This is a genomic window from Clostridium sp. AF34-10BH, assembly GCF_003478095.1.
Lineage (GTDB): Bacteria > Bacillota > Clostridia > Lachnospirales > Lachnospiraceae > Acetatifactor > Acetatifactor acetigignens.
Map to the genome: position 1 here is coordinate 25,110 of NZ_QUEC01000029.1, position 26,502 is coordinate 51,611.

The following is a 26,502-nucleotide window of genomic DNA, read 5'->3' on the forward strand; positions in this document are numbered from 1 at the left end:
TCAGTCAAACAGGATTTCCTCCACCGTTACGAACTGAAAGCCTCTTTTCTGTAGAATATCCACTACTTCCAGTGCTGCGGTGACAGAAGTCTCATAATAATCATGCATCAGAATAATATCGCCGTCCCCCGCCTTCTCCACCACTTTGGACGCAATACAGTCTGCATTGTTGGAACACCAGTCCAGAGGATCGATATTCCACAGAACCGGGAACATATTCAGTTCTTTCTCAAAGCTTTTGTCCCAACTGCCGTAAGGCGGCCGGACAAAGCTTATTTTCTCCCCTGTGATTTCTTCGAGAATTTCATTGGTCTGCACCAGCTCCTCCCGAAAGGTCTCCCGGTTGCGGGAAGTGAGCTGTATGTGACTATAGGTATGGTTCCCGATCAGATGTCCTTCGTCCTGTTCTCTCCGGATAATGTCCGGGTAATTCTCCGCATTCTCTCCCGTCACGAAAAAAGTAGCTGCCACTCCCCGCTCCTTCAATCCATCCAGAAGCTGTTCCGTATACTTCGGATGCGGCCCGTCGTCAAAGGTCAGCGCGATCTTTTTCGGTTCTCCTGATGTCCCGCACACGCCGGTGTCTGTTTCTATATAGGTTCCATATGATTTCTGCTCTGCGTATCGTTCCGTTCCCACTGCCAGACACAAGATTCCCAGAAGCATGTCAAAGATCAGAATTCCCGCCAGTACTTTTTTCATTTCAAGCCGTCCGTTTCACGCTTTCACAGAAAATATATGCATTCTCAAAAGTGACCATTCCTGCTGCCGCAATAAAACATGCTTGCAAAAAAGGAGACCCGAGACTCTCATCTCCCGGATCTCCTCTGTATGTTACTTTTTTATTTATACTCAGATCTTGAATACGGAAATCTCGTTCTTAAGTCCTTCCATATTCTCATCCAGTACACTTGCAGTAGTGCTCAGCTTCTCCACATGGTTCAGAAGCTTATTGGCCACATCGTTGACGGTCTCGGCACTGCCTGCGGTCTCTTCAATGATATCGGAGATATTCTTCACGGCTGCCACAGCAGCGCTACGCTCACCGTCTGCCTTCTCCGTGCTTACCACGATATCTTTCAGTCCCTCGATCAGCTGGCCCATACGCTCCTGCATCTCGCGGAATACTGCGATCACTTCTTCCACAGCTTTGGTCTGGAGTTCTACCATTGCTTTCGCCTGGCTTGCACTCTCCACGCTGTTCTGGGTCTGGGCTGTAATGTTGGCCACATTGTTGCGGATCTCGCCGGCTGCCTTTGCAGAATCATCTGCCAGCTTACGGATCTCTTCTGCTACTACAGCGAAGCCTCGTCCAGCCTCTCCCGCTCTGGCTGCCTCGATAGAAGCATTCAATGACAGCAGGTTGGTCTGCTCTGTGATCTCTGTGATCGTAGCTACGAAACTGTTGATGATCTCAGATTCCTTGCGAAGAGATTCGATACTCTCACTCACTTTCACAGTCATCTGTGTTGTCTCGCCAGCACGATCACCCAGTACCTGTACGATCTCCATTCCCTTGTTGATCATGCCTTCCGTCTCGCCTACCAGCTTCTCCACACGTTCTACCACATGGCTGACTTCCTGGATCTCATTGGAGAGGATATCGGTCTTCTCCACGCACTCCTGTGCATGTCTGGACTGTTCTTCCATACCTTCGTTGATCTCACCGATGGCACGGGTAATATCCTGTGAATACTCATGAATCAGTTCAGAAGCCTGTCCCACGTTCTGTGCAGACACTTCCAACTCTCCGGTAGCATTGCTTACCTGATTGACCAGCTTCTTCGTATTCGTGATCATGTTGGTAGCCGAGCCTGCCAGATCCTGGAACTCATCATGTCCCTTGGCAGATACGGTAACCGTCAGATCACCCTTCGCCACATCACCGAACTTTCTGGAAATGCGTCTCATGTTATTCTCAATACCTGCAGTGATAAAGATACCTACGATCACTACGATCACACATGCCAGGATCACCAGACCGATGGTCATGTTGCGGATCTCGGTAGCCTGACTGGTCACTACTCTCATAGGTACCAGTGCACAGGTGGTAAAGCCGATATCTGCACTGTGGCTGTAAATGAAAAGATACTTCTCACCCTGGAAATCTACCTCCGCAGTACCTGCATCCGCTACTGCCTCACCCATGACAGCTGTATAATACTCCTGTCCGGAGAATACATTTCCCTCTTCCGGAAGGACACTTTCTTTTCCTTCTTCTACATTCTCAACAACCAGTTCTCTGCCTCCGGGAGTTACAAATCCGATGATACTGCCGTCTCCGATATCGATCTCTTCCATGAAATCCGTAATAGCAGAAGGCTTGATATCGATAACAACGCAGGCATTGTTCGACTGGCTCATCATTTCGAAGGCCATAATATAATCTTTTTCGGTCTCCGTTACCTTTTCATCCAGTACAGGATGACTGTCGATCCACTGCGGGATACTTCTTCTGCCTTCCCCGCTTGCCACGTCTTCCTTGTACTCATCCAGGAAACCGTCCACACCGGATGAAAGCTTAGTGGACAGAAGGTTTACTCCCTTCTTGGGAATAATGTGCATGTGGCTGATGAACGGGTTGGAGGTCTGCACCGACAGAAGGTTGGACTTCGTAGATGTCAGGAAATTCAACTTATCCACGGGATTATCTTCGAACATTCCCAGGAAATATTTCCGCAGATCATCATCGTAAGCATATTTCAGACCCTCTGAGCGGATAAAATCACAGCTCATATTCAGATTTTCCGTGGCCATACGCATCGTCTGTAATGTGGAATCGGTGAATTTCTCGCTTAATCCTTCTGCGGATTTCTGGTATGCTGACACACCGATGATCACCATAAACACAATAGGCACCAGGAAACATACAACGATCTTGTTGCGGATGCTGAGCAGTTTCGAGCTCTTTCCACTCTTTTTCTGCTTCGGAGCCTTTTGCTTCTTCTCCGCAGATGCCTTCTTTCCCTTCACTGCTTTTTCAGGCTTCGGCTTCTTTTCGGAAGTCGTCTCTTTTTTCACCGTAAAAAGAGATTTCTTTGGTTTTTCAACATTCGTACTCATTTAATACCCTCCGGTACTTGTTATACATATTTAGAATTATAGCATAATAATTACCAGAATGGAACAACATTTTCTGTCATTTGTTACGCTTTTTGTATATTTTTAGTTAAAATTTATCTTCGTCAGAAAGGTCTCAGGGAACTTCTCTTCCTCCGCCAGATTTAGGATACGTATCTGCAATTCCTGCCGTTTTCGAAGGTCATCCCCACCATCTGGCAATGTTCCTTCCGCCGTTTGCTTTCCACCTGCTGTAAGGATCCGACTGCCCACCATGGCTGCACCGCTCAGTGCCGTATTGCCGCCGGTCACCGTGCAATCTGCCAGTTCTTCCGGAAGCAGCCCGATAGCCACAGCCGCCTTCGGATCCAGATAATAACCGAATCCTCCCGCCAGCACCACTTTCGAAATGTCCGAAAATCTTATGCCATAGCTGTCCGCCAGAATCTCAATGCCTGCGGCAATGGCTCCTTTTGCCAGCTGCACTGCACGCACGGACTCCTTCGTCACCAGCACATCGCCGATACGGACTCCTTTCGTAAAATAAGGTTCCTTCAAAAGACCCTGTCCGTCCATCAGCCCCTCTTCCAGAAGTTTTTGTAACAGTCTCACCATATCCGCGCCCCAGATGCCCCGGTTGGCTCCGCCTTCGAAAGCAGGGCCAGCCGCCGTGGCACAGGCATGTAATCTGTGCCGGTTTCCCAGTGCCATCTCCCCGTTGGTTCCAAGATCGATGAGCAGGGTGGAGGCCTCCTGTTCCAGCATTCCACTGGCCAATATTCCGGCAGTGATATCGCCGCCTACAAAGGCTGACAATCCCGGTATGATATGACAGGCCACTCCTGCAATTTCTGTCTCCACTGCGCCGCTATGACTGACTGTAAAAGGTGCTTTGCCCAGTTCCTCCGGATTCCAGCCCATGAGCAGATAGGTCATGGTGGTATTTGCCGCAACGACCATCTGCAGAGTCTCCTGCGGCTGCAGCTTTTTGGAAAAACGCTGCACTCCTTTTTCCATGAGGTCACGGACTTTTTTCTGCATATCTGCCGCTTTTCCCGGATCCTTTGCTGCCTCTATCCGTGAGAGCACATCGGCACCATAGCTGACCTGGGGATTCACACTGGGAAAGCTGTCCACCACTTTACCGGTCATGTCATACAACTGCATGGCAATGGTAGTGGTACCAATATCCACAGTCATCAGCCGTTTACCGTCCGGATTTTGTAATGTTAACGGAGGAAGTTCCAGCTTTTCCGTCACCACCTGCATCCCCCGGATCACTCCTGGACATCTGCCACAACCGGTACAGATCAGGCATCTGGTTCCCTTTTTTCCTGTGGGATTGGTACTGCTCGTATTATACAAACTGATTCCTCTCTTCATCGTAATGATAGTCAATGGCTGCCAGTTTATCTGTGATCTCCTGTTCCTTCACATCCAGATCATCGCAGAGTTGTTTCAGGCTTCCGTAGAAATCACGGAGTTTTAAATTTATAAAGCTTAATAACATTACGGGATCCTGTGGTATCATAACGTTTTCCTCTCTTTTCCTGTTTTTGACAGAGTTATATTGTAAACGAAAGGAGCAAAAATGACAAGTATCATCATCTTTGCTCCTGTTTTATTTTACAGATTATTGATTTTTCAATCCCTTTTCGCACTTGGCAGCCAATTGATCATTCTCCACGGTAATGACAATGGTATCGCCTTCTTCTACCTGATCTGCCAGGATCATCTTGGCTGCCAGGGTCTCCACGTACTTCTGGATATAACGCTTCAAAGGCCGTGCACCGTAGACCGGATCATAAGCATTGTCCACGATATACTGCATAGCTTCCTCCGACAGACGGATGGTCAGCTGCTTATCCTCCAGACGTCTGTTCAGATCGGCAATGATCAGATGAATGATGCCGCCGATATTGTCCTTGGTCAGAGGCTTGAACAGGATTGTCTCATCCAGACGGTTCAAAAACTCCGGACGGAAATGTGCCCGCAGATCATTCATGACTGCCGCCTCTGCTTCCGGCTTGATGGTACCGTCTTCATTGATACCGTCCAACAGATAACTTGCGCCGATGTTGGAGGTCATGATCAGAATGGTATTCTTGAAGTCCACCGTACGTCCCTGAGAATCCGTGATACGGCCGTCATCCAGTACCTGTAACAGTACATTGAATACATCGGGATGTGCCTTCTCGATCTCATCGAACAGTACCACGCTGTAAGGTTTTCTCCGGACAGCTTCGGTCAGCTGACCACCTTCCTCATATCCTACATATCCGGGAGGCGCTCCGATCAGACGAGAGACAGAATACTTCTCCATGTACTCACTCATATCGATACGTACCATATTATTCTCATCGTCGAACAGTGCTGCCGCCAGACTCTTGGCCAGTTCCGTCTTACCGACACCGGTAGGTCCCAGGAACAGGAAGGAGCCGATGGGCTTGCTGGGATCCTTGATCCCGGCTTTGGAACGGATGATGGCTTCGGTGACTTTGGTCACACCCTCGTCCTGACCCACCACACGTTTGTGCAGTTCTTCGTCCAGATGGAGGGTCTTGTTACGCTCACTCTCGGTCAGTTTGGCTACCGGAATGCCGGTCCAGCGGGAAATGATCCTTGCGATCTCTTCCTCCGATACTTTTTCATGTACCAGAGACAGATCGGATTCTCCTACCTTATCCTCTTCCTGTGCCAGCTGCTTCTCCAGTGCGGGCAGTTCGCTGTATTTTAATCTGCCGGCCTTTTCATAGTCTCCTTCCCGCTCTGCGATCTGGATCTCATTATTCATGCGGTCTCTCTCTTCCCGCAGTTTGGAAAGTTTATCCACGGATGCCTTCTCGTTATCCCACTGTGCCTTTTTAGTGTTGAACTGATCCTTTAACTCTGCCAGTTCCTTCTGCAGATCTGCCAGACGTTCCTTACTGATCCGGTCATCCTCTTTTTTCAGAGCGGTCTCCTCGATCTCCAGCTGTGTCACCTTACGCTGCAGTTCATCCAGCTCCGTAGGCATACTGTCCATCTCGGTCTTGATCAGGGCGCAGGCCTCATCCACCAGGTCAATGGCCTTATCCGGCAGAAATCTGTCGGTGATATAACGGTTGGAAAGCACGGCTGCACTTACCAGTGCGTTATCCATGATCTTGACACCGTGATATACTTCGTAACGATCCTTCAGTCCACGCAGGATAGAGATTGTATCCTCCACGGTGGGTTCTTCTACCATAACCGGCTGGAAACGACGTTCCAGAGCGGCATCTTTTTCAATATACTGTCTGTATTCATCCAGTGTGGTGGCACCGATACAGTGCAGTTCACCACGGGCCAGCATGGGCTTCAACATATTGCCTGCATCCAATGCGCCGTCGGTCTTGCCGGCACCGACAATGGTATGCAGTTCATCGATGAACAGAATGATCTGTCCGTCACTGTTCTTCACATCATCCAGTACGGCCTTCAGACGTTCCTCGAATTCACCTCTGTATTTGGCACCGGCTACCAGTGCGCCCATATCCAGTGCGAAGATCTTCTTATCCTTCAATCCCTGAGGGACATCGCCCTTGACGATACGCTGTGCCAGACCCTCCACCACGGCGGTCTTACCGACACCGGGTTCACCGATCAGCACGGGGTTATTCTTTGTCTTACGGGACAGGATACGTACCACATTACGGATCTCGCTGTCACGTCCGATGACGGGATCCAGCTTCTGGTTCCTTGCTTTCTCCACCAGATCCTGCCCGTATTTTTCCAATGTATCATAGGTTGCTTCCGGGTTGTCACTGGTGACTCTCTGGTTGCCTCTTACGGTAGACAATGCCTGCAGGAAACGTTCTCTGGTGATGCCGTATTCCTTCCAGATCTCGGCGATCTCCTTGTTGGGATTCTTGATCATGGCAAGGAACAGATGCTCTACGGAGACATATTCGTCACCCATCTGTTTTGCTTCGTCCGATGCGCTGACCAGTACCTTGTTCAGATACTGACCGACATAAGGCTGACCACCCTGCACCTTTACTCTCTTCTCCAAAGCCTGTTTTGCACGGTTTACAAAATGATCCTTCTGGATCTCCATCTTTTCCACAAGCTTTAAGATCAGACTGTCATCCAGCGTCAGCAGACTGTACAGCAGATGTTCCTGTTCGATCTCCTGATTGCCATATTCCATGGCGAGCTTTTCACAGCCATTGACTGCTTCTATGGATTTCTGTGTAAATTTATCAATATTCATAATCGTTCGCCTCCTCACATAAGGTTATGCAATTTGCAACTATTCAGAGCCATTAAATATTGCCTGAGCTTTGTTGATTGCTTGCATTCATAAAAAGCTTTGGCAATATTTATTTGGCGAGGTAGCCTCAATGAGCAAAAAGGAAGCTGTGTAACAGCGTTTTGCGAATGAGGCTCTGAATAGTTGCTTTATTTATTTTCTTACTCGCGAACAGATTCACAGGCTTTCTGTATCATCTGTTCTATAGTTAATATAACACATAGTCAGAGAAAATCAATTAAGAAATTATAAACTTTATATGGAATCTTTCGAAAATTATTTTCCATTCACGCGGAAGATTAATGCCGTTAGGAGAAAAATCACTCTCCAGATACTCATTTTTCACAATTTAAGTATCTATGCCTGAAATTTTTCTGTATAGACCCATACGCCACATATATTCCTGAAATATTGCATTGAAAAGTACCTGCGGATCACTTTTTTCTCTATAGACCCAAAATAGCGCCGTCCGGTGTCGTGTTTGCAAAAACACGGCATCTTGGCAGCGCCATTTCTCTTTTTCCGTTATTGTAACCTACAGTAACACTTTATTTTTCTGTAACGCCCTTTACTTCATATCCTGCGTCAACTACAGCCTTGGTCAGTACTTCGTCTGCCACATCAGAAGCCAGTTCCACGGTAGCATTCTTCTGCTCCAGGCTCATGGTTACGGCCTTTACGCCCTCTACGGCCTCCAGTGCCTTCTGTACGGTCCCGGTGCAGTGGCTGCACATCATTCCTTCGATACTGATTACTTTTGTCATTGTGTTTGTCCTCTCTTTCTCTTCTTTGCTATTTTGCTCTGCGGGGGCTTCCAGTATGCACTGTTCTCCCTCCACAGCTGCCTGCGTTGTCTCCTGTTCCGTCCGGGCTGCTTCCGGCGTTCCTGTTTTCAGCGGAGTAAATCCGCTCTTAAAGCCTCTCAGCCGCAGGGCATTTCCCACGACAAAGATACTGCTTAAACTCATGGCTGCCGCGCCGAACATGGGATTCAGACGGATTCCAAAAGACGGGTACAGCACACCGGCTGCCAGAGGGATGCCGATGCAGTTGTAGAAGAAAGCCCAGAACAGATTCTCCTTGATGTTGCAGATCACGGAACGGCTCAGTTTCATGGCCGTCACGGCATCCCGCAGATCATTTTTCATCAGAATAATATCTGCGCTCTCCATGGCTACATCCGTGCCTGCACCAATAGCCATGCCTACATCTGCGGCTGCCAGTGCGGGGGCATCGTTGATGCCGTCACCGATCATGGCTACCTTATGGCCCTGACGTTTCAGCTCGCTGACCTTTTTCTCCTTATCCTGCGGCAGTACTTCTGCCACGACCTCAGAGATACCCAGCTTCTGTCGTACAGCTTCTGCAGTACGGCGGTTGTCTCCGGTCAGCATGATGACTTTGACACCCATTTTCTCCCAGACACGAATAGCTTCATAAGAAGTGGCCTTAACAGTATCCGCCACGCCGATAACTCCTAAGAATCTTCCTTCCTGTGCCACAAGGAGCGGTGTCATGCCTTCGTCCGCCATCCGGTTCAGACCTTCTGTGGCTTCCTCCGGCAGAGTGATATGATTCTCCTGCAGAAAGGCAAGGTTACCTACATAGAATTTTGTACCGGCAGGAATTATCACGCTACTGGCACCCGATACTGTATTTCTCGCCATCTGGTTCTGTTCCGTTGTCTTGCCGGAGCCATCTGTGGTGTCGTTCTGTTTTCCGGCATAAAATACCGCCGTAGGGCCGTCATTTTTTACTGATTCTACCGCACGGAATTCTGCTGCCAGTGTACCTTCCACGCCACGGCCGAAGGTTGCCTTGAAATCCACGATCTCGGGAATTGCCAGACCGAACTGCTCTGCCCATTCCACTACAGCTTCCGCCAGCGGATGCTCACTTTTTTTCTCAAGAGCTGCTGCGATCTGCATCATGGCATCCATCGGGAAGTCGCTCTGATAACCGCCTGCTTCTTCTACCTTTAACTTACCGCTGGTGATGGTTCCGGTCTTGTCCAGTACCACAGTGTCAATCTCTTTGGCCTGCTGCAGGGCCTCACCCGTCTTGATCAGGATACCATTGCTGGCACCTACGCCGGTTCCCACCATGATAGCCACGGGTGTTGCCAGTCCCAACGCACAGGGGCAGGAAATTACCAATACGGCAATGGCTGTGGAAATGGCAAACTCCGCGGTAGCACCGCTTATCAGCCACACGATCAGGGTGATCAGGGAAATGGTCATGACCGTCGGCACGAATACACCAGCCACCTTATCTGCCAGCTGTGCAATGGGAGCCTTGCTGGCACTGGCCTCTTCCACCAGACGGATGATCTGTGCCAGTGTTGTGTCATCGCCAACACGATCCGCACGACATTTTAAGAAGCCCGCCTTGTTCACGGTAGCGGAGACCACATGGTCACCTGCCTGTTTCTCCACCGGAACACTTTCACCAGTGATGGCCGCTTCATCCACACTGGAGTTGCCTTCTAACACGATACCGTCCACCGGTACCAGACTTCCGGGCTTTACCAGAAAAATATCGCCTTTCTGCAGGCTCTCCGTGGGCACTTCCTTTTCCTGTCCGTCCTCGGTAACAAGAATTGCCACCTTGGGAGCCAGATTCATCAGCTTGGTGATGGCTTCACTGGTCTTTCCCTTGGAACGGCTCTCCAGATATTTTCCAACGGTGATCAGAGTCAGGATCGTACCGGAGGATTCAAAATACAGATCGTGGGCATAATGCTCTACCACTGCCATGTCACCATAACCCAGGCCGCAGCTGATCCGGTACATGGCGAAAATGCCGTACACCAGTGCCGCGCCAGATCCCAGAGCGATCAGGCTGTCCATGTTCGGACTGCGGTGCGCCAATGTTTTGAAACCTACAGAGAAAAACTTCCGGTTCACATACAGAATCGGCAATAACAGTAAAAACTGCGTCAATGCAAAATTCATGGCATTGGCATTGCCGTGCATCGTGTTTACGATAAATGCCGGAACCGGAATTCCGAACCATTCTTTCAGCATATGGTGCATAGACACATACATTAACGGGATCAGGAATCCAATGGAGATTCCCAGACGCCATTTCATGGCTCTTGCGTCTGCATCCAGCTTCTGCTGTAGCTCCTGTTTGCCATCGACTGTGGACTTTCCTGTACTTCCCGCATTCCCGGAAGTGCTCTGTCCGCCTGCACCTGCCACACTGCCTTCGGTCATTACCGAAGCACCGTAGCCTGCTTTCACCACAGCATCGATAATTTCCGCCGAAGTGATCTTCGTCTCGTCATAGGTCACATCCATAGTCTCCGTCAGCAGATTTACGGATGCTTTTTCCACATTTTCCAGCTTGTTTACTGCCTTTTCCACATGGGAAGAACATGCGGAACAGGACATTCCTGTAACATGATATCTTTCCTTCATAATACCCTTGCCTTTCCATGACCTGCAAAGTCTCCGGTGCTTTCAATGCACCGCAGCAGCACAAATTTACAGGTTTATCTGCGACCATTCCGCCGCTTATTTCAATTTCTTCACAAGTTCCACTGCCTCATCTACTATAGCAGTATTCCCCTTCCGGATCTCTTCCACCACACAGGTCTCCATATGTTCCTTCAGGATTGCATAGCCAAAGGCCTGTAAAGCACTCTCCACGGCAGCTACCTGTGTGAGAATATCACCGCAGTAACGGTTCTCTTCCAGCATCCGGCTGATACCGTTTAACTGTCCGCTCATACGGCTTAAACGGTTCTGTAATTGTTTTCTTTCTTTTTCGGAGCGGGGCGTTGCCTTCTGGTGACAATGACAACATTCCATGCCTTTTTCTCCCATTTTTTCTTCCTTTTGTTCTGCCATAATTTTCCCCTTCCTGAGCCTCCGGCACCGGAATCCGAATTTTCCAGAATCTTCCCGGTTCTACACATATGCTGTTTCCGGCCTGCATATCAGTGCACGCAACATGCTGCCGGATCTTTCGTTGCAGCCATACGCAAAATACCCTACAGGGGTATCTTGTTTTCTTCTACAAGATATACCCCCATAGGGTATTTGTCAAGAGGTACTTTCTAATTCCTGCCAGTTCACCTCTGACCAAAACAGATCCTTACGATCTGCATCTTCATGATTCTGTCGCCGGTTCTGGCGAGGAAGCGGAATAATCCGCTGACGGAAGGGTCTCGAAGATCATTATATCCCAGCATATAGCCACGGCTTGTGACCTGCAATCTGCTGTTCCACGGGGAAATCTCACTTTTCGCATCCGAAACCGCAAAATATGCACCCACATCCTGAATTTTAGCGCTCCTGAGCCATGTCTTTGCTATCATCTTAACCGCTGTCCGGTTCGCCGCGTCAAATACCAGCACACCACCGGGAAAACTGTCAGCCATTGCCTGTACCAGCGTCCTGACTTGCTCCGTCAGAAAATAATAGAATACTCCGGAGGCAAAAAATATTGCCCCTTCGGACGCGTCGATTTTGGTAAACCATTCCGTATCATTCAAATTGCAGGGAATATTTTCCTCACGGTCTCCGGCGGGCAGTAATTGATTGCGTACGGCGATAACATCCGGAAAATCCAGATTGTAAATTTTACAGCTGCCATTGTCACAGGCTCTGCCGGTACCGTCAAGTCCACAGCCCAAATTGACCACCGCCGCATCAGGATGATCTGCCAGATAATTTTGTACCTCCCACGCAAGGTCATTCTGCCGCATGGCAACCTCCAGCGAACCGAAACGCTGCATCAGGCCGTGGGATTTTTTCTCCACCTGTGAAAAATCATAGTCGATCTGGTCGATCAGGTGTACCGCCATCTCGTCCCGATATAGGTTCGGATACAACTCCGAGCATAGCTTCCGGGAATAAAGCGGGATGATCAGTGTCTCCTGTACGGTGTTCTTCTCAATCTTGTATTTCATGGACATCTCTCACTTTCTTGCATTTTTGCCATTTCTTTTTTGTTAGTTTTGTCTAACCGCTGTATAGAGTTATGTAGTTAGCTTGTGCTAACTTAAATGCCTTAGAAAAGCCGCATTACTGCGGCCTTTCAGCTGACTGTTTTTGGTTTTCGTTTCTATTATACTGAACTTATTTCTGTTTTGCAAGGTAGATTTCCACCAATAGATATTTCTTGTCTTCTTCCCAGTTATAGTAGAACTGAATCAGTCCGATGCGGCTCCTGGTGCCGGTCTTCTCATTCAACGCAGAAAACATGCCGCTAGAGCAGCGCACGGGAGACAAATAAGGCTGTCGGCGATCACCGGCACTGGCAAGAAGAATCCCGCTGCCTTGAACGCAGTGGGATTCCCGGTTTTGCTTTTCCATAATAGAAAACAGCTAATGAAAGCATGGTCTCTCCTTATACAGACTGGAAACCGCCTTCCAGGTCTTCAATAATATCATCGATATTCTCTGTACCGATGGACAGACGAATGGTATTGCTGTAAATACCCTGTTCGTTCAGTTCTTCCTCAGACAACTGTGCATGCGTGGTGGAAGCCGGATGGATGACCAGAGACTTCACATCTGCCACGTTTGCCAGCAGTGAGAACAGCTCCAGATTGTCGCAGAACTTCTTGGCTGTCTCCTTGCCACCTTTGATTTCGAAAGTGAAAATGGAGCCGCCGCCGTTGGGAAAATATTTCTTATACAATGCCTGCTGCTCCGGATCCGTGGATACGGAAGGATGATGCACGCGCTCTACCTGCGGATGGTTGTTCAGATACTGTACCACCTTCAGTGCATTCTCTACATGACGTTCTACACGCAGAGACAACGTCTCCAGTCCCTGTAAAAAAATAAATGCATGCACGGGAGAAATGCATCCGCCCATATCACGCAGAAGCATTGCACGGATTGCTGTCACGAAAGCTGCACCCGGTACTGCCTTGGTGAAGGTAACGCCATGATAGCTGGGGTTCGGAGTGCACAGGTGAGGGAACTTGCCGCTGCCCTCCCAGTCAAACCTGCCGTTCTCTACGATCACGCCGCCTAAGCTGGTGCCGTGTCCGCCGATGAACTTCGTAGCAGAATGTACCACGATATCTGCACCGTACTCAAAAGGACGTACCAGATAAGGGGTTGCAAAAGTATTGTCTACTACCAGAGGCACCCTGTGTGCATGGGCGATCTGTGCCAGACGCTCGATGTCTACCACATCAGAGTTGGGGTTGCCCAGAGTCTCGATGTAGAGAGCCTTGGTGTTCTCCTGAAAGCTTGCTTCGATCTTATCATAATCGGAAGGAGCCACGAAAGTGGTGGTCACACCGTAGTCTACCAGAGTATGTGCCAGCAGATTGTAGGTGCCGCCGTAAATATTATTTGCAGAAATGATATGATCTCCCTGTTTTGCCAGGTTCTGGATCGTGTAGCAGATAGCTGCTGCGCCACTGGCTACCGCCAGAGCTGCGGTACCACCTTCCAGTGCTGCAATACGCTGCTCGAAGACGCCCTGTGTCGGGTTGCCCAGACGACCGTAGATTTCACCGGGATCTTCCAGTCCGAAACGGGCTGCTGCGTGATCGCAGTTGCGGAATACATAAGAAGATGTCTGATAAATGGGAACGGCTCTGGCACCGGTCACGGGATCGGGCTGCTCCTGTCCCACATGTAACTGTAACGTCTCGAATTTCAGATTACGCTCTGCATAGGGCTTTTTGCTCATGTTCTGCCTCATTTCCGCACTTTGATGTGCTATGTATTATTGCGTAACGATCCTGGCGGAACCGTTACAATTTCTATAAAAACATGCTAAAACACATTGCAAAATCTGTCAATGTAAAACTTTAGCGCAGCAGATATTTTTGTCCACTGCGCCTCTATTCCTCTCCAGATTGCATTATATTACTTTACTTCACCAGCCGGTCCTTATACTTCAGCCATTTTCCCGTACGTACCCTGTTAGTGAACAAAAATGCCCGTACGACCCAGTCCATGGTCATAGCGATCCAGACGCCAATGACGCCAAGTCCCAGACCCTGTCCCAGGATATATGCCATGCCCACACGGCAGAGCCACATGGAAGCGATCGCCACGATCATGGTAAATCTCACATCTCCCGCAGCGCGAAGTGCATTGGACTGTGCAAAGGACAACGGATGCACCAGCATACAACATACACAGCTGTAACATAACAGAAAAACAGTTATTTTCATTGTCTCCGAACTCAGATGATAGATTCCGCAGATCGGCCTTGCAAAAATAATCATGGGAATTCCCAACAGGACCATGCAGGCATACGCCGCCTTCATCATTTTTTTCAGATAATATAATGCCTGCTCTGTCTCTCCTGCACCGATGCACTGTCCGATCACAGTGATCATTGCTACACCGATGGCGTTGGCAGGGATCTGCTGAAAGCTGGCAATGCTGCCTGTTACGGCATTTGCCGTCGTAGCAGCCATTCCAAAACCGGCGATCAGACTGGTGGTCAGAAGCTTACCGATCTGGAAGATACTGTTTTCCAGTCCGTTGGGAACACCGATATACAGAATCTTTCCCAAGATTTTCGTGTCGATCCTCCAGTGATTGCTCACTATGATCTTGTCACTTTTTCCAAGCAGCACTATGATCATCACAGCCGACAATATTCTGGAAAAAAGTGTGGACAAGGCAGCACCGGCAGCACCGATCCCTGCACCATAGATCAGGATCGCATTTCCGGCAATATTTACCAGATTTGCCACCAATGACACTTTCATGGACACCTTGGAATCTCCCACCGCACGGAACAGAGCCGCACCACCGTTATAAATTCCCAGAAAAGGAAAGGACACCGCCACAATATAAAAATAAATTCTTGCGGCATTCATGACATCCGCTTCCACATTGCCGTAAAGCAGTGCCAGCAATCCCTTGTTCCAGATCAGTGCTATCGTCATAAACAGAAGGGCCACACCCCCTACCGCTATAAACAGCTGATTGGAGGCCCGGCCTACCATTTCCTTATCTCCGTGTCCCATATATTGCGCCGCCACGACCGCACCGCCGCTGGCCATGGCCGTGAACAGACCGATCAGCAATACGCAGATACTATCCACCAGAGAGATTCCGGATACCACAGCTTCTCCACAACTGGCCGCCATCACCGTGTCCGCCATTCCCATTGCGATTGCCAAAAACTGCTCTATGATCAGCGGCCACAATAATTTTTTCAGTGCATCCTGTGAAAATAACATTTTTTTCTCTTCCGTCATACCTTACATCGTTCCTTTATCATCACATTAACAACTGCCAAAATATCACATTGTCATTGCATTGTAAATAGAAATGTAATTTTATGATTCAGTAACTATTCAGCACCCCATTCGCAAAACCGCCTCTACGAGGCTTTCCTGAATAACATGCTTGCATGTTATTTGCTCATAGTGGTTACTTCGCCCTATAAATAGTTACAGCTCCTGATATACGAAATAGTCCGCAGCGACCAGGCCGCCTTCCATACCTTGCTCATTGATGGCAAACAGTCCGTCCTTGACACCGACCCAGCGGCCCGGAGTTGCTTCCACCATCTGTCCCACAGGCTGTAAATTTTCTTCTGCGGTTCCTACATAAAATGTACGGTAAATCTCCTTCTCCACCTTCATCTGGATATAAATGACATCACTGTTCCATTCGCCCAGACCGGTGCGCACTTCATCGTCCTTCGTCCAGTTGCCGGTGCGCTGCTGCAGGCTCATTTTACCGTGTATTTTCTGAACTGCAAGTGCTGTATAACATCCGCCCAGCGATACCAGTCCTGCCACATCCCCGTCTTTCATCTCTTCCAGATGCAGACAGGTGGTAATAGAAAATTCCGGTGCCGGCCACTTCTGTAATAACAGATTGCTGATATCGCACAGCTGCGTCTTCGGGTCTGCGGCCTGGGCATGAAGAATGAGCTGGCCGTTTTCCAGATCATACCATTCCTTTTTATAATTGGCATTCCACTGCCACTGTAATCCCAAATTTTCCCCTTCGAAGAAATCACTGTCCTCCGGTGCATCGATTGGGTACGTCGCTCCTACTTCCGGCTTTTTATAGCGCAGTACCGGTTCGCCGCAGCCGTCCACCTCATTCACACCGATCACCGGCCAGTCATTCTCCCAGTGCATGGGCTGCAGATGAACGATACGTCCTGCATTGCCCACATCCTGGAAATGCAGGAACCAGTCCTGTCCGTCCGGGGTATCCACCCAGGCACCCTGGTGAGGTCCGTTGACAGGAGAATTCCCCTGATGCAGGACGATTTTCTCTTCCCAGGGACCGTAAATATTTTTCGACCGCAGTACGGTCTGCCAGCCGGGCTTCACGCCCCCTGCCGGAGCGAAGATATAGTAATAGCCGTTTCTCTTGTACAGCTTCGGTCCCTCGATGGTGGGCTGGGTCGCATGGCCATCATAGATGAACTGACCGTCATCCAGCACTCCGGAGCAGTCCGGCTCGATGGGAGACATATACAGCATGCTCTTGAAGCCGATACGGCTTCTGGCGAAAGCCGTTACCATGTAAGCCTTGCCGTCTTCATCCCAGAAAGGACAAGGATCGATCCATCCCACTACCTTACGCACATAAGCCGGCTCGCTCCACTTGCCGAAAGGATCCGTGGTCTTGCACATCATGATGCCCTCGTCCGGCATAGGGATAAATACGTAATAAGTTCCCTCATGATAACGGATGGCCGGTGCCCAGGTACCACAGCCGTGTACCGGCTTGTCATAATAGTCAAAGGGAAGCTTGTCAATGATGTAATTGATGACCTTCCAGTTCACCAGATCCTTCGAATGCAGCAGAGGCACTGCAGGGGTGTTACAGAAGCTGGAAGCGATCATAAAATAATCCTCTCCCACACGAATGGCATCCGGGTCCGAATAATCGGTATACAGGATCGGGTTGGTATAGGTGCCGTCGCCCTGATCAGCGATCCACATTTTATGTATCTTGGTCTTGTCCATAATTTCTCCATTCCGCAGCCTTTGCCGCCTTTTATTTACAAATGCAGGTGTTCAACACTCATTTGATAATAGTTACCTGTTTCTGAACAATTTCAGTATAACAGATGTTCCCTTGTATCGCGTGCCATTTTCCCATTAGTTTGTGTCAAATCTTGCATTTAGCAACTATAAATGTCATAATAGTGACAAAAGTTGCAGGAGGGAATCCCATTGAGTTTCTTTTACCAGAACCGTCAGGAACAGCTTTATTTATATTTATCCAAAAACAACCCCTATGCCGTCCATCTTCACAGACAGTTGGAGTTGATCTATGTATTGAGCGGTTCCACCACCGTCACCGTGGAACAGCAAGATTTTTTACTTACCCCCGGTCAGGGTGTTCTGGTTTTTCCGAACCAGATGCATGGCCTGAAGCATGTGGAACCCGGTCAGAATCTGCTCTGTATCTTCGAGCCGGATTTCTGCCACTCTTTCCGCCAGTTTTTCCAGAACAAAAAGCCTGCCCGCAATGACTTTACCGTCTCCTCCCTGTCAGAGCACAGCCGTATTGCCCTGCAGGGACTTAAAACACTGGCCGCTGCCATGGAAAAGGATCGTCCCACACCTTCCGATGTACAAGTCTATGCGGAAGGGTATCTCACACTCCTGCTGGCAGACCTGCTGCCATCGTTGCCTCTGCAAGTGCGTAAAAACACAGATGACCTGGAATTGGAGCAAAGACTGCTTCTCTATCTGGATGCCCACTATACCGAAGAATTGTCCCTGGAAAGTCTCTCGAAAGAATTCGGTGTCAGCCGCTTTGTCCTGTCCCGGATCTTCACTGAGAAACTCCACACCACTTTTCCTGATTACGTGAACTCCCGAAGGCTGGACTATGCCAGAGATCTTCTATTGTCCACGGAGCTCTCCGTGACGCAGATTGCGCTGGATGTGGGATTCGGAAGCTCCCGCACCTTTTTCCGGGCCTTTCATTCCGCTTATCACACCACTCCCGGAGCTTACCGCAGGCAGAAAGAGTCTTCCTGATTCCTTCCCTTACGCTGTATCCACAGAAGTTCCTCTCCCGCCCGGATATAATCTTTCCAGGTACCGACGATCTGTCCCCGCTCCGGGATCTGGCACATTTCCACCGTCACCGCCGTATCCACGCCTTCCCTTGCCAGGCCCTCCTGATCAAATTCCATCAGCAGTTTTCCTTTGCGCACGATCTCGTTTTGCAGGACATTGCAATGATAATAGGCGCTGTGCAGTTCTTCCCTGTCTCTGCAGATATTCAACAGCAGTTCCAGTCCGCTGTCCGTGCGGAATCGGATCCGGTTTCCCATGGGATAAAGTTTCAATACCTTTCCTGCCGTGGGCGCATAGACCTTTCCATCCTCTGGCACGATGCTGATACAGCCAGTTCCGGCATCAGCGGTCTCTTCAGCGGTCTCTTCCATGCGCTTACGGATCTCTCCGTTCACCGGGCTGCCTATAGTGACACCTTCCCTCACCAGTTGCCTGGCTGCTGTATTTTTTCTCTCTTCCCTGTCTTCCCCTGTCTCTTCTGTTTCTTCCATTTTCCACCGGATACTCCTGCCAGACCAGAAGCCGACCAACAGTCCCAGCACTCCCGTTGCCACGATGTCATACATCTGCATGTTTCTACCTTCCTTTTTCCATGATAAGGTTCCCGCTCCTTATTCTGTCTCATTTTCGGGAAAACATGCCATTTTTTCATTCATAACTTCCAAAAGAAGTGCCGCCACGATTCCTGCCGCCATGCAGAACAGATTCCGGGATGCGGTCTCCGGAGATGTGGCAAAACTGTTCCATGGAACCGTCATCACTGTAGCTGCACTGATGATCCCGAAGATCCCGTGGGACATCCCCGCATACTGTTTTTCAAGCAGGCGGTTTACCAGCCTGGCCAGGCACACAAAAGTCACCACGCAGCCGGTCATTCCGGGAATCAACACCTCTGGCCGAAGATGACCGATCCCCTCTACGAACGGTGTATACAGCCCTAAGGGCATCAGTAGTGTAGAAAAACTCATCCCCGGAGCGATCACCGACAGAGCAAGGGCAAATCCACAGAACAGATACGCTCCGAGTCCCGGCTCCACTGCAGTCTTGGAAGTCTGCAACGAAAACAGCAAAAAAATCATTGCCGCAAACGTCACTCCGGAGACAATCCTGTCTCCTCCGGTCCTGCCCTGCTCTCCCGCTTCCCGCCACAGGGACGGCAGCATTCCGCCGATCAGCCCCACAAATACACAGACCGATTGCTCCGGATAGGTCTCCAACACATAAGAAAGCAGATTCGCCACACCTAAAAATCCCGCCGCAGAACCGATCATATACGGGAGCAATCGCGGCAGATGCGTCTGCCACTTACGCAGAGGATCCGCCAGCAGCTCCATGATCGGTCGATAGACTCCGAACACTACACTTAAAACGCCGCCGGATATCCCCGGGAGTACCGCTCCCAGACCGATCAGCGCCCCTTGTAATACTTTTCCCAAAAATCTAAGATCCATCGTCATTCTCCGCATCCTGTTGCTCTTAAAATCATATGCTTTTTCCATAAGAAAATAGGTCTAAAAATCAAAGATAATTATTGACATTTCGATCAGGGCAATGGTATACTCTAACCGTATTCTAAATGAAAGTCATTGATCTCACATATTTTTGTAAGACATTGCTACTTTTTCACGGATGCTTTACAAAAATATGTGATTTTTTTGTCCTACGTTTTAGAATCATCAAAAGGATCAGGCAAAGCCTGAATTATTAAAGGAGGTACCAATAATGAATAACGGTACAGTTAAGTGGTTCAATGCTCAGAAGGGTTATGGTTTCATCACCAACGATGCTAACGGCGAAGAAGTATTCGTACACTTTTCCGCAATCAACGCTGATGGTTTCAAGTCTCTGGAAGAGGGCCAGAAGGTAACTTTCGATACCGAGTGCGATCCTCAGAACAGCAGCAAGATCCGTGCTACCAACGTTACTGTTGTAGCTTAATAGCAAGACAGACCAAAAGGATCAGTCCCACGGGACTGATCCTTTTTCATGCCCGGAATCCTCTCCACCGCTCCGCAGAAATCTCCGGTTTCGTCACAAGACATTCCGGATCCGGTGCCAGCACATGCCGTACCACCCGGAACACTTTCTGCGCATCACACAGCAGACACTTCGCATCTCCGAACATCACCACTTCCACTGCTCCACAATCCAGAAACGCCTGGTTCAATTTCACAAAATCTTCCGAGATATGGGGCTGGTCGGGATTATAGTGTTTTCTCATATATACTTTCTTTTCTCTTCCGTCCGGCAGGATCGTTGTCAATAACATGGGCTCCGCCGCCAGACGATTCGGAACATTCAGCACCTCTTCCACACTGTGGATGTAAGTATTGCGTTCATGTCCAACGCCAACCAGCAGAATCTTACCACCGCAGTCTTTCAGCCGGTCGTAGGCTCCTCCCGGGGTACATGGAGTGTTACGTTCTTCCTCTCCTGCCAGATATTCGGCAGCATTTTTTCCGTACCCCGCTAAAGAATGGGTGGGATGCAGGGAGCGCACCACACCCTCTCTCTGCCGGAACAGATTGGTCAGCAGTCCCACGCAGGATTGGGTATTACGATAGTCATACACCGGGTGCTGTGCATTCACATTGGCCCAGGTATGGGTCGGCAATAGCAGAAGGCCTTCCGTAAAATATTCCATCCAGGCATCCAGCACGATATCCGCACCGCCCTCCACTTCTCCGATGGCCTTCATGGAAGAATGGATCAGGATCGTCTCTTTTCCCGTAAGTCCCACATTCCGTAACTGCTGTTTCAATTCTTCTTTGGTATACATATTTTTTCCTCGCATATCGCATATAGTAAAAGGCCGGTTTCCTGGGGAGCATGGAACCGACCTTTTTATGCTGTTTTCTCTACTTTCCCGCTTCCGGTACAAAACTGTCGAAGATGAAAATATCGAAATGTTTTCTCGCTTCGTCCAGTTCCTTCTGGCTCTTGATGGTCCATGCGGCTGCAGTATTATGGTACAAACCTCTGCAAAGCTTCCGGGACAGGATTTCAGGATAATGATGATTGTATGCCACAAAATCCGGCTTGGTCACGAAGTTCAGCAGCAGATTCTGCAATACAAAATATAATATCCCGACATACTCTCCTTCTTTCAGAAAAGCATCGGACAACTGGCCTCGCACCAGATCCGGATGTTTCTTCCGATACCACCACACACCCAGAGGGTTGAAGGACTCCATGCAGTACATTCCCTTGTAGGCCCGCAGCATTTTATCTGCAAGGGGACACAAAGACAGGTCGGTGCGCTCGATCTTGAACTCCACGATCAAAGGCACTTTTCCATCTACCATCTTCAATACATCCTCAAACTTCGGAATCTTCTCCACAGAATCGCACAGGTGAAACTGCTGCAATTCCTCGTAGGTATAATCACTGATCTTGCCTTCGCCGCCGCAGACTCTTTTTAATGTAAAATCATGGAACACCACGGGGATCTTGTCCTTCGTCAGCTGAATGTCCAGTTCAATACCGAAGCCCGCATCCGCAGCCTTACGGAATGCCGCCATGGAGTTCTCCGGTGCTTCCGTTGCATTATCGTGCAGGCCTCTGTGGGCGTAGAGCCATTCTGTAAAAGGGGCCGTATCGGGCTTATGGATCATCCGGGGCATGATCATAAGGAAGTAAAGAATCGCCAGCACTACAATGACGATCAGTATGATTGCTAAAACTTTCATTCTCAATTCAACCTTCTATCTTATGTTTTGATTCACATACATCTTTTCTGCGCCCTCTTAGTCTCCGCGAAAAGCTGCTGCATCTTACTTTAATCCACTGCCCCGCAATTTTCAAGTAGCTATTTCTAAAGATTTTCTAACGATTTATTGTCTATTTTATTAATCGTCCACGTCAAAGTTCTCCAGAATGCTCTCCTTCTTCTGGGGCTTCACATCGCCGTGGCGTACCTGGGTCATGGTCAGGAATGCCATCAGGGAGAAGAACAGCGCATAGGGGAACAGAGTGTTATAGGACACCTTCTCCAGCAAAAATCCGGACAATACCGGGGTCAGGATCTGCGCCGCCATGGAAAAGGTGTAATAGGTTCCGGTGAATTTACCCACATCGCTGCCACTGCTCATGGCCACGATCATGGGATAGGAATTCACGTTGATCGCTGCCCATGCCACACCGATCAGGGCAAAGGCCACATTGACGATGGGGTGATATTCTCTGGCGAAAATAGCCGCTCCGTAGCAGGCTGCCATCAGCAGGACACCGTCCATGATGGTCTTTTTACGGCCGATCTTCGCTGAAATACTTCCGATAGGGATATAACTGAAAATGGCTGCCACGGTAGCCACCATCAGACAGTTGGCGAAGCTTCCGCCCTCCATCTTCCATACTACTTTCGTATAACGGGAAAATGCTGTGGTCACGGCATTATAAGCGGTGAACCATAAGAAGATGGACGCCAGCATGAAGTACATACTGCGCTTCACATCCTTCGGCATGTCCTTGGCGCTTTCGGTCTTTGCCGTCTGCTGTTTTTCCTCGAAAGCTTTTGTCTCTCCGGTGTCTCCCACTGCCTCGATCTCTCCGGCAGCTTCCACGCCTTCGGCCATCGCTTTTTCTTCTATGGTGTCTGCGTTTGCGGCTTCTGCCTTTTCCACTTCTTCCCGCAGCTTATTTTCCCGGATGGTGATCACGAGGATTCCCACTGCAATAGCCATGACTGCAGCAATGCTGGCAAACAGCGGCAGGTAATCCGGTGTTTCCCCTTTGCCCACCAGTACCTTGATCATGATCAGGGCATAGACACCGCCTACGGCTCCCATAAGGTTGATCACCGCATTGGCGCGGCTGCGCAGATGGTTCGGCGTCACATCCGGCATCAGTGCTACCGCCGGAGAACGGTACAGTCCCATGGACACCAGCGTGAGGAACAGCACCCCTAAAAAGAACACCTGGTTACTGAAGGACCCTCCGGTGGCCCATCTTGCCTTCTCCGCATTATCGATCATCGGCAACATCATCATGAAGATCACTGCCAGGATCGTACCTGCCACGATAAATGGCATTCTTCTGCCAAGCTTCGTATGTACCTTGTCTGACAGCATACCGCACACCGGCAGCAGGAAGATGGCCAGCACATTGTCCAGTGCCATGACCGCTCCCGTCATAGTCTCTCCCAGGTGATAGGTGTTCTGCAGGATCAGCGGGATAATGTTGTCATACATCTGCCAGAAAGAACAGATGCTAAGAAAAGCCAGTCCGATCAGAAACGTTCTTTTGTAATTTAATTTTGTCTCCATAAGAAAACCTCCCAAGTTGATAGTTCTATTCTATCAAAGGGGAATGCTTCTCGCAATCTTCTGGGAGTAAAATCGAGGTAAATTTTCTTTCCGGAACTGCTTTTGCATTGGGCGCCTGTTTCGAAGCATCAGCCACCACGAAGTGACGGAAGTCGTTCCAGCGTGGCACACTGGCTGGTCCACCGCCCGAGAAAACGCTGAAATATCACACTTTCTCCTTGAAATATGTGGGCTTTTATGTATAATGGAAGAAGTGACTTTGTAACGCATATAAATAAGAAGAGGTTTTTAGAATGATCAGTGCAAACAACGTAACTTACCGTGTGGGTAAGAAAGCATTATTCGAAGATGTCAACATCAAGTTTACCGAGGGCAACTGCTACGGACTCATCGGAGCCAACGGTGCCGGTAAATCCACCTTTTTAAAGATTCTGTCCGGTCAGCTGGACACTACCAAAGGTGATATCGTCATCACCCCCGGTCAGCGTCTCTCCGTGTTGGAACAGGATCATTTCAAATACGATGACAACGTGGTTATGGATACCGTTATCATGGGTAACGAACGTCTCTTCCAGATCATGAAGGAAAAGGATGCCATCTATGCCAAGGAAGATTTCAGTGACGAGGACGGTATCCGTGCCAGCGAACTGGAAGCGGAATTCGCCGAGATGGACGGTTGGGAAGCAGAGTCCAATGCTGCCATGCTGTTAAACGGTCTTGGCATCGGCACCGAGTTCCACTACTCTCTCATGAAGGATCTGGACGGCAGCCTGAAGGTGAAGGTCCTGTTGGCCAAGGCACTGTTCGGTAATCCCGACATTCTGCTGCTGGATGAGCCGACCAACCATCTGGATCTGGATGCGATCGCATGGTTGGAAGATTTCCTGATTGATTTCGAGAATACCGTTATCGTAGTATCCCATGACCGTTACTTCCTGAACAAGGTATGTACCCAGATCGCCGACATCGACTACGGCAAGATTCAGCTGTATGCCGGTAACTACGACTTCTGGTACGAGTCCAGCCAGCTGCTGATCAAGCAGATGAAGGAAGCCAACAAGAAAAAGGAAGAAAAGATCAAGGAACTGCAGGAGTTTATCTCCCGTTTCTCCGCAAATGCTTCCAAGTCCAAGCAGGCTACTTCCAGAAAACGTGCACTGGAAAAAATTGAGCTGGATGATATTAAGCCTTCCAGCAGAAAATATCCCTATATCGACTTCCGCCCCGAGCGTGAGATCGGTAACGAAGTACTGGCTGTGGAGCATCTGTCCAAGACCATCAACGGAGAAAAGGTGCTGGATGACATCTCCTTTACTCTGGGTCGTGAAGACAAGGTGGCTTTCGTAGGAAGCTGTGAGCTAGCGAAGACCACTCTGTTCCAGATCCTTGCCGGAGAGATCGAGCCGGACGAGGGGACCTACAAGTGGGGTGTTACCACTTCCCAGTCCTACTTCCCGAAGGACAATACCGCAGAGTTCGACAATGATATGACCATCGCCGACTGGCTGACCGGCTACTCTCCCGTAAAGGATGCCACTTATGTCCGTGGTTTCCTGGGACGTATGCTGTTCGCCGGCGAAGACGGTGTGAAAAAGGTCCGCATCCTCTCCGGTGGTGAGAAGGTTCGCTGTCTGCTGTCCAAGATGATGATCAGCGGTGCCAACTGCCTGATCCTGGATGAGCCCACGAACCATCTGGACATGGAGTCCATCACCGCACTGAACAACGGTCTGATCAAGTTCCCCGGTGTGGCACTGTTCTCCTGCCATGACCACCAGTTCGTACAGACCACTGCCAACCGTATCATCGAGATCCTGCCAAACGGCAGCCTGGTAGACAAGATCACTACCTACGATGAGTATCTGGCAAGCGATGAAATGGCAAGAAAGCGTACTGTATTCACTGCACAGACCGAGGACGACGAGAACTAAGACAAATAAAATGGATGCCGGTAATGCCGACATCCATTTTTTGAAAGGAGCTTTACTATTATGGTAGATTTACACGTACACTCCACCTGCTCCGATGGCACTTTCACACCGGAGGAATTAGTCGATTACGCGATGGAAAAGGGACTGCGTGCCTTCGCCCTCACAGATCATGATACCGTAAACGGATTGGACCGGGCGATCCGGTATGCGGAAGGATCCCCGGCTGACGCTCCCGCGCCTCAGGTGCCGGAAGTCATCCCCGGTATAGAGCTTTCCACAGAATACCAGGGAAAAGATATCCACATGGTGGGACTTTTCATTGATTACCACCAGCCGGATTTTGCTCATTACCTGGAGGATTTCATCCATTCCCGAGAGAACCGCAACGAGAAAATGTGCGCACTCCTTCGAGAACATGACATTGATATCACCTATGAAGCGCTTCTGGCAGAATTCCCCGGTGCAGTTATCACCAGGGCGCATTTTGCAAGGTATCTGCTCTCCCACGGCTATATCCAGAGCATGAAGGAAGCATTTGACCGCTATGTGGGCGACCACTGTCCCTGTTTCGTTCCGAGAGAAAAGGTGACCCCTGCTCAGGCGGTGGAGTTGATCCTCGGTGCCGGCGGCGTTCCCGTGCTGGCGCACCCGATCCTCTACCATATGAGCGACGAGCGATTGGATAACCTCGTGGCAGAATTAAAGAGCATCGGCCTCGTAGGTATCGAAGCCATCTACAGCACCTACAACACTGCTGAAGAACGACAGATCCGGGGTCTTGCCTCCAAATACGACTTGAAGATCAGCGGCGGCTCCGACTTCCACGGTGCCAATAAGCCCAAGATCGACCTCGGCACCGGCTGGGGCAAGCTGTATGTGCCGGATGAAGTGCTGGAAAATCTGCGCCCGGGCCGGAAATAACTGGAAAGTTAGTAAAGAAATGCTATCAAATCCCCGTAGCCCTTGGCAAGGTAT

Annotated in this window: 21 protein-coding genes; 4 read left to right on the top strand and 17 right to left on the bottom strand. The window is 49.6% G+C overall.

Translation table 11 applies throughout. The features are described 5' to 3' along the window. From DWZ61_RS16095 to DWZ61_RS16150, 12 genes are all read right to left on the bottom strand, one after another. On the bottom strand, positions 1 to 702 hold the full coding sequence (locus tag DWZ61_RS16095) for a polysaccharide deacetylase family protein (protein WP_172594768.1): 702 nt from the start codon (positions 700 to 702) through the stop codon (positions 1 to 3). A gap of 150 nt (positions 703 to 852) precedes the next feature. Beyond that, on the bottom strand, positions 853 to 3,063 hold the full coding sequence (locus tag DWZ61_RS16100; protein ID WP_118539651.1) for a methyl-accepting chemotaxis protein: 2,211 nt from the start codon (positions 3,061 to 3,063) through the stop codon (positions 853 to 855). A gap of 102 nt (positions 3,064 to 3,165) precedes the next feature. Then, positions 3,166 to 4,425, bottom strand: coding sequence for an ASKHA domain-containing protein (locus tag DWZ61_RS16105; protein WP_172594769.1), 1,260 nt, complete (start codon positions 4,423 to 4,425; stop codon positions 3,166 to 3,168). Beyond that, positions 4,418 to 4,591, bottom strand: a complete 174-nt coding sequence (locus DWZ61_RS16110; protein WP_022312824.1) for a DUF4250 domain-containing protein — start codon at positions 4,589 to 4,591, stop codon at positions 4,418 to 4,420. The genes DWZ61_RS16105 and DWZ61_RS16110 overlap by 8 nt, the downstream gene beginning before the upstream one ends. Before the next feature lie 102 nt (positions 4,592 to 4,693). Beyond that, positions 4,694 to 7,294 carry an ATP-dependent chaperone ClpB gene (gene clpB / locus DWZ61_RS16115; RefSeq protein WP_118539655.1) on the bottom strand — a complete coding sequence of 867 codons (2,601 nt, stop codon included), beginning with the start codon at positions 7,292 to 7,294 and terminating at the stop codon, positions 4,694 to 4,696. A gap of 587 nt (positions 7,295 to 7,881) precedes the next feature. After that, complete coding sequence (locus DWZ61_RS16120) at positions 7,882 to 10,755, bottom strand: heavy metal translocating P-type ATPase (protein WP_118539657.1); 2,874 nt, start codon at positions 10,753 to 10,755, stop codon at positions 7,882 to 7,884. A gap of 96 nt (positions 10,756 to 10,851) precedes the next feature. Next, positions 10,852 to 11,187 carry a metal-sensing transcriptional repressor gene (locus DWZ61_RS16125; protein ID WP_242993694.1) on the bottom strand — a complete coding sequence of 112 codons (336 nt, stop codon included), beginning with the start codon at positions 11,185 to 11,187 and terminating at the stop codon, positions 10,852 to 10,854. A gap of 224 nt (positions 11,188 to 11,411) precedes the next feature. After that, entirely contained in the window at positions 11,412 to 12,251 is an 840-nt protein-coding gene (locus tag DWZ61_RS16130; protein WP_118539675.1) for a class I SAM-dependent methyltransferase, read from the bottom strand. A 169-nt stretch (positions 12,252 to 12,420) separates the two neighbouring features. Beyond that, positions 12,421 to 12,657, bottom strand: coding sequence for a hypothetical protein (locus DWZ61_RS16135; protein WP_118539659.1), 237 nt, complete (start codon positions 12,655 to 12,657; stop codon positions 12,421 to 12,423). Between the two features lie 34 nt (positions 12,658 to 12,691). Then, positions 12,692 to 13,996 carry an O-acetylhomoserine aminocarboxypropyltransferase/cysteine synthase family protein gene (locus tag DWZ61_RS16140; RefSeq protein ID WP_118539661.1) on the bottom strand — a complete coding sequence of 435 codons (1,305 nt, stop codon included), beginning with the start codon at positions 13,994 to 13,996 and terminating at the stop codon, positions 12,692 to 12,694. Between the two features lie 184 nt (positions 13,997 to 14,180). Next, entirely contained in the window at positions 14,181 to 15,509 is a 1,329-nt protein-coding gene (locus DWZ61_RS16145) for an MATE family efflux transporter (protein ID WP_243026439.1), read from the bottom strand. Positions 15,510 to 15,722: 213 nt separating this feature from the next. Then, a complete protein-coding gene (locus tag DWZ61_RS16150; protein WP_243026440.1) occupies positions 15,723 to 17,264 on the bottom strand; it encodes a glycoside hydrolase 43 family protein in 1,542 nt (513 codons plus the stop codon). Positions 17,265 to 17,474: 210 nt separating this feature from the next. On the opposite strand from DWZ61_RS16150, the gene DWZ61_RS16155 reads away from it, so the two are divergent. Further along, positions 17,475 to 18,290: an AraC family transcriptional regulator gene (locus DWZ61_RS16155; protein WP_172594770.1), complete on the top strand. Its 816-nt coding sequence runs from the start codon at positions 17,475 to 17,477 to the stop codon at positions 18,288 to 18,290. Here the strand turns inward: DWZ61_RS16155 and DWZ61_RS16160 are convergent. Then, positions 18,263 to 18,904 carry a PTS glucose transporter subunit IIA gene (locus DWZ61_RS16160; protein WP_117466593.1) on the bottom strand — a complete coding sequence of 214 codons (642 nt, stop codon included), beginning with the start codon at positions 18,902 to 18,904 and terminating at the stop codon, positions 18,263 to 18,265. The two genes, DWZ61_RS16155 and DWZ61_RS16160, sit on opposite strands and share 28 nt — an antisense overlap. Positions 18,905 to 18,943: 39 nt before the next feature. Continuing rightward, on the bottom strand, positions 18,944 to 19,783 hold the full coding sequence (locus tag DWZ61_RS16165) for a DUF368 domain-containing protein (protein ID WP_243026441.1): 840 nt from the start codon (positions 19,781 to 19,783) through the stop codon (positions 18,944 to 18,946). A 271-nt stretch (positions 19,784 to 20,054) separates the two neighbouring features. Here DWZ61_RS16165 and DWZ61_RS16170 point away from each other — a divergent pair, with 271 nt between their 5' ends. Next, on the top strand, positions 20,055 to 20,270 hold the full coding sequence (locus DWZ61_RS16170) for a cold shock domain-containing protein (protein ID WP_022154211.1): 216 nt from the start codon (positions 20,055 to 20,057) through the stop codon (positions 20,268 to 20,270). Positions 20,271 to 20,316: 46 nt separating this feature from the next. Here DWZ61_RS16170 and DWZ61_RS16175 read toward each other — a convergent pair whose 3' ends face one another. From DWZ61_RS16175 to DWZ61_RS16185, 3 genes are all read right to left on the bottom strand, one after another. Continuing rightward, complete coding sequence (locus DWZ61_RS16175) at positions 20,317 to 21,111, bottom strand: AAC(3) family N-acetyltransferase (RefSeq protein ID WP_118504248.1); 795 nt, start codon at positions 21,109 to 21,111, stop codon at positions 20,317 to 20,319. A 79-nt stretch (positions 21,112 to 21,190) separates the two neighbouring features. Beyond that, the gene (locus tag DWZ61_RS16180) at positions 21,191 to 22,021 is read right to left on the bottom strand and encodes a glycerophosphodiester phosphodiesterase family protein (RefSeq protein WP_117466595.1); all 831 of its coding nucleotides are present in this window, start codon (positions 22,019 to 22,021) and stop codon (positions 21,191 to 21,193) included. Between the two features lie 159 nt (positions 22,022 to 22,180). Then, a complete protein-coding gene (locus DWZ61_RS16185; protein ID WP_118504246.1) occupies positions 22,181 to 23,596 on the bottom strand; it encodes an MFS transporter in 1,416 nt (471 codons plus the stop codon). 293 nt (positions 23,597 to 23,889) lie between these two features. On the opposite strand from DWZ61_RS16185, the gene DWZ61_RS16190 reads away from it, so the two are divergent. Together DWZ61_RS16190 and DWZ61_RS16195 are read left to right on the top strand one after the other, a co-directional pair. Continuing rightward, positions 23,890 to 25,527 (top strand): ATP-binding cassette domain-containing protein, encoded by a 1,638-nt coding sequence (locus DWZ61_RS16190; RefSeq protein ID WP_118539665.1) that lies wholly within the window; start codon positions 23,890 to 23,892, stop codon positions 25,525 to 25,527. Between the two features lie 60 nt (positions 25,528 to 25,587). After that, positions 25,588 to 26,448 (top strand): PHP domain-containing protein, encoded by an 861-nt coding sequence (locus DWZ61_RS16195; RefSeq protein ID WP_118539667.1) that lies wholly within the window; start codon positions 25,588 to 25,590, stop codon positions 26,446 to 26,448. The last annotated feature ends 54 nt before the right edge of the window (positions 26,449 to 26,502 follow it).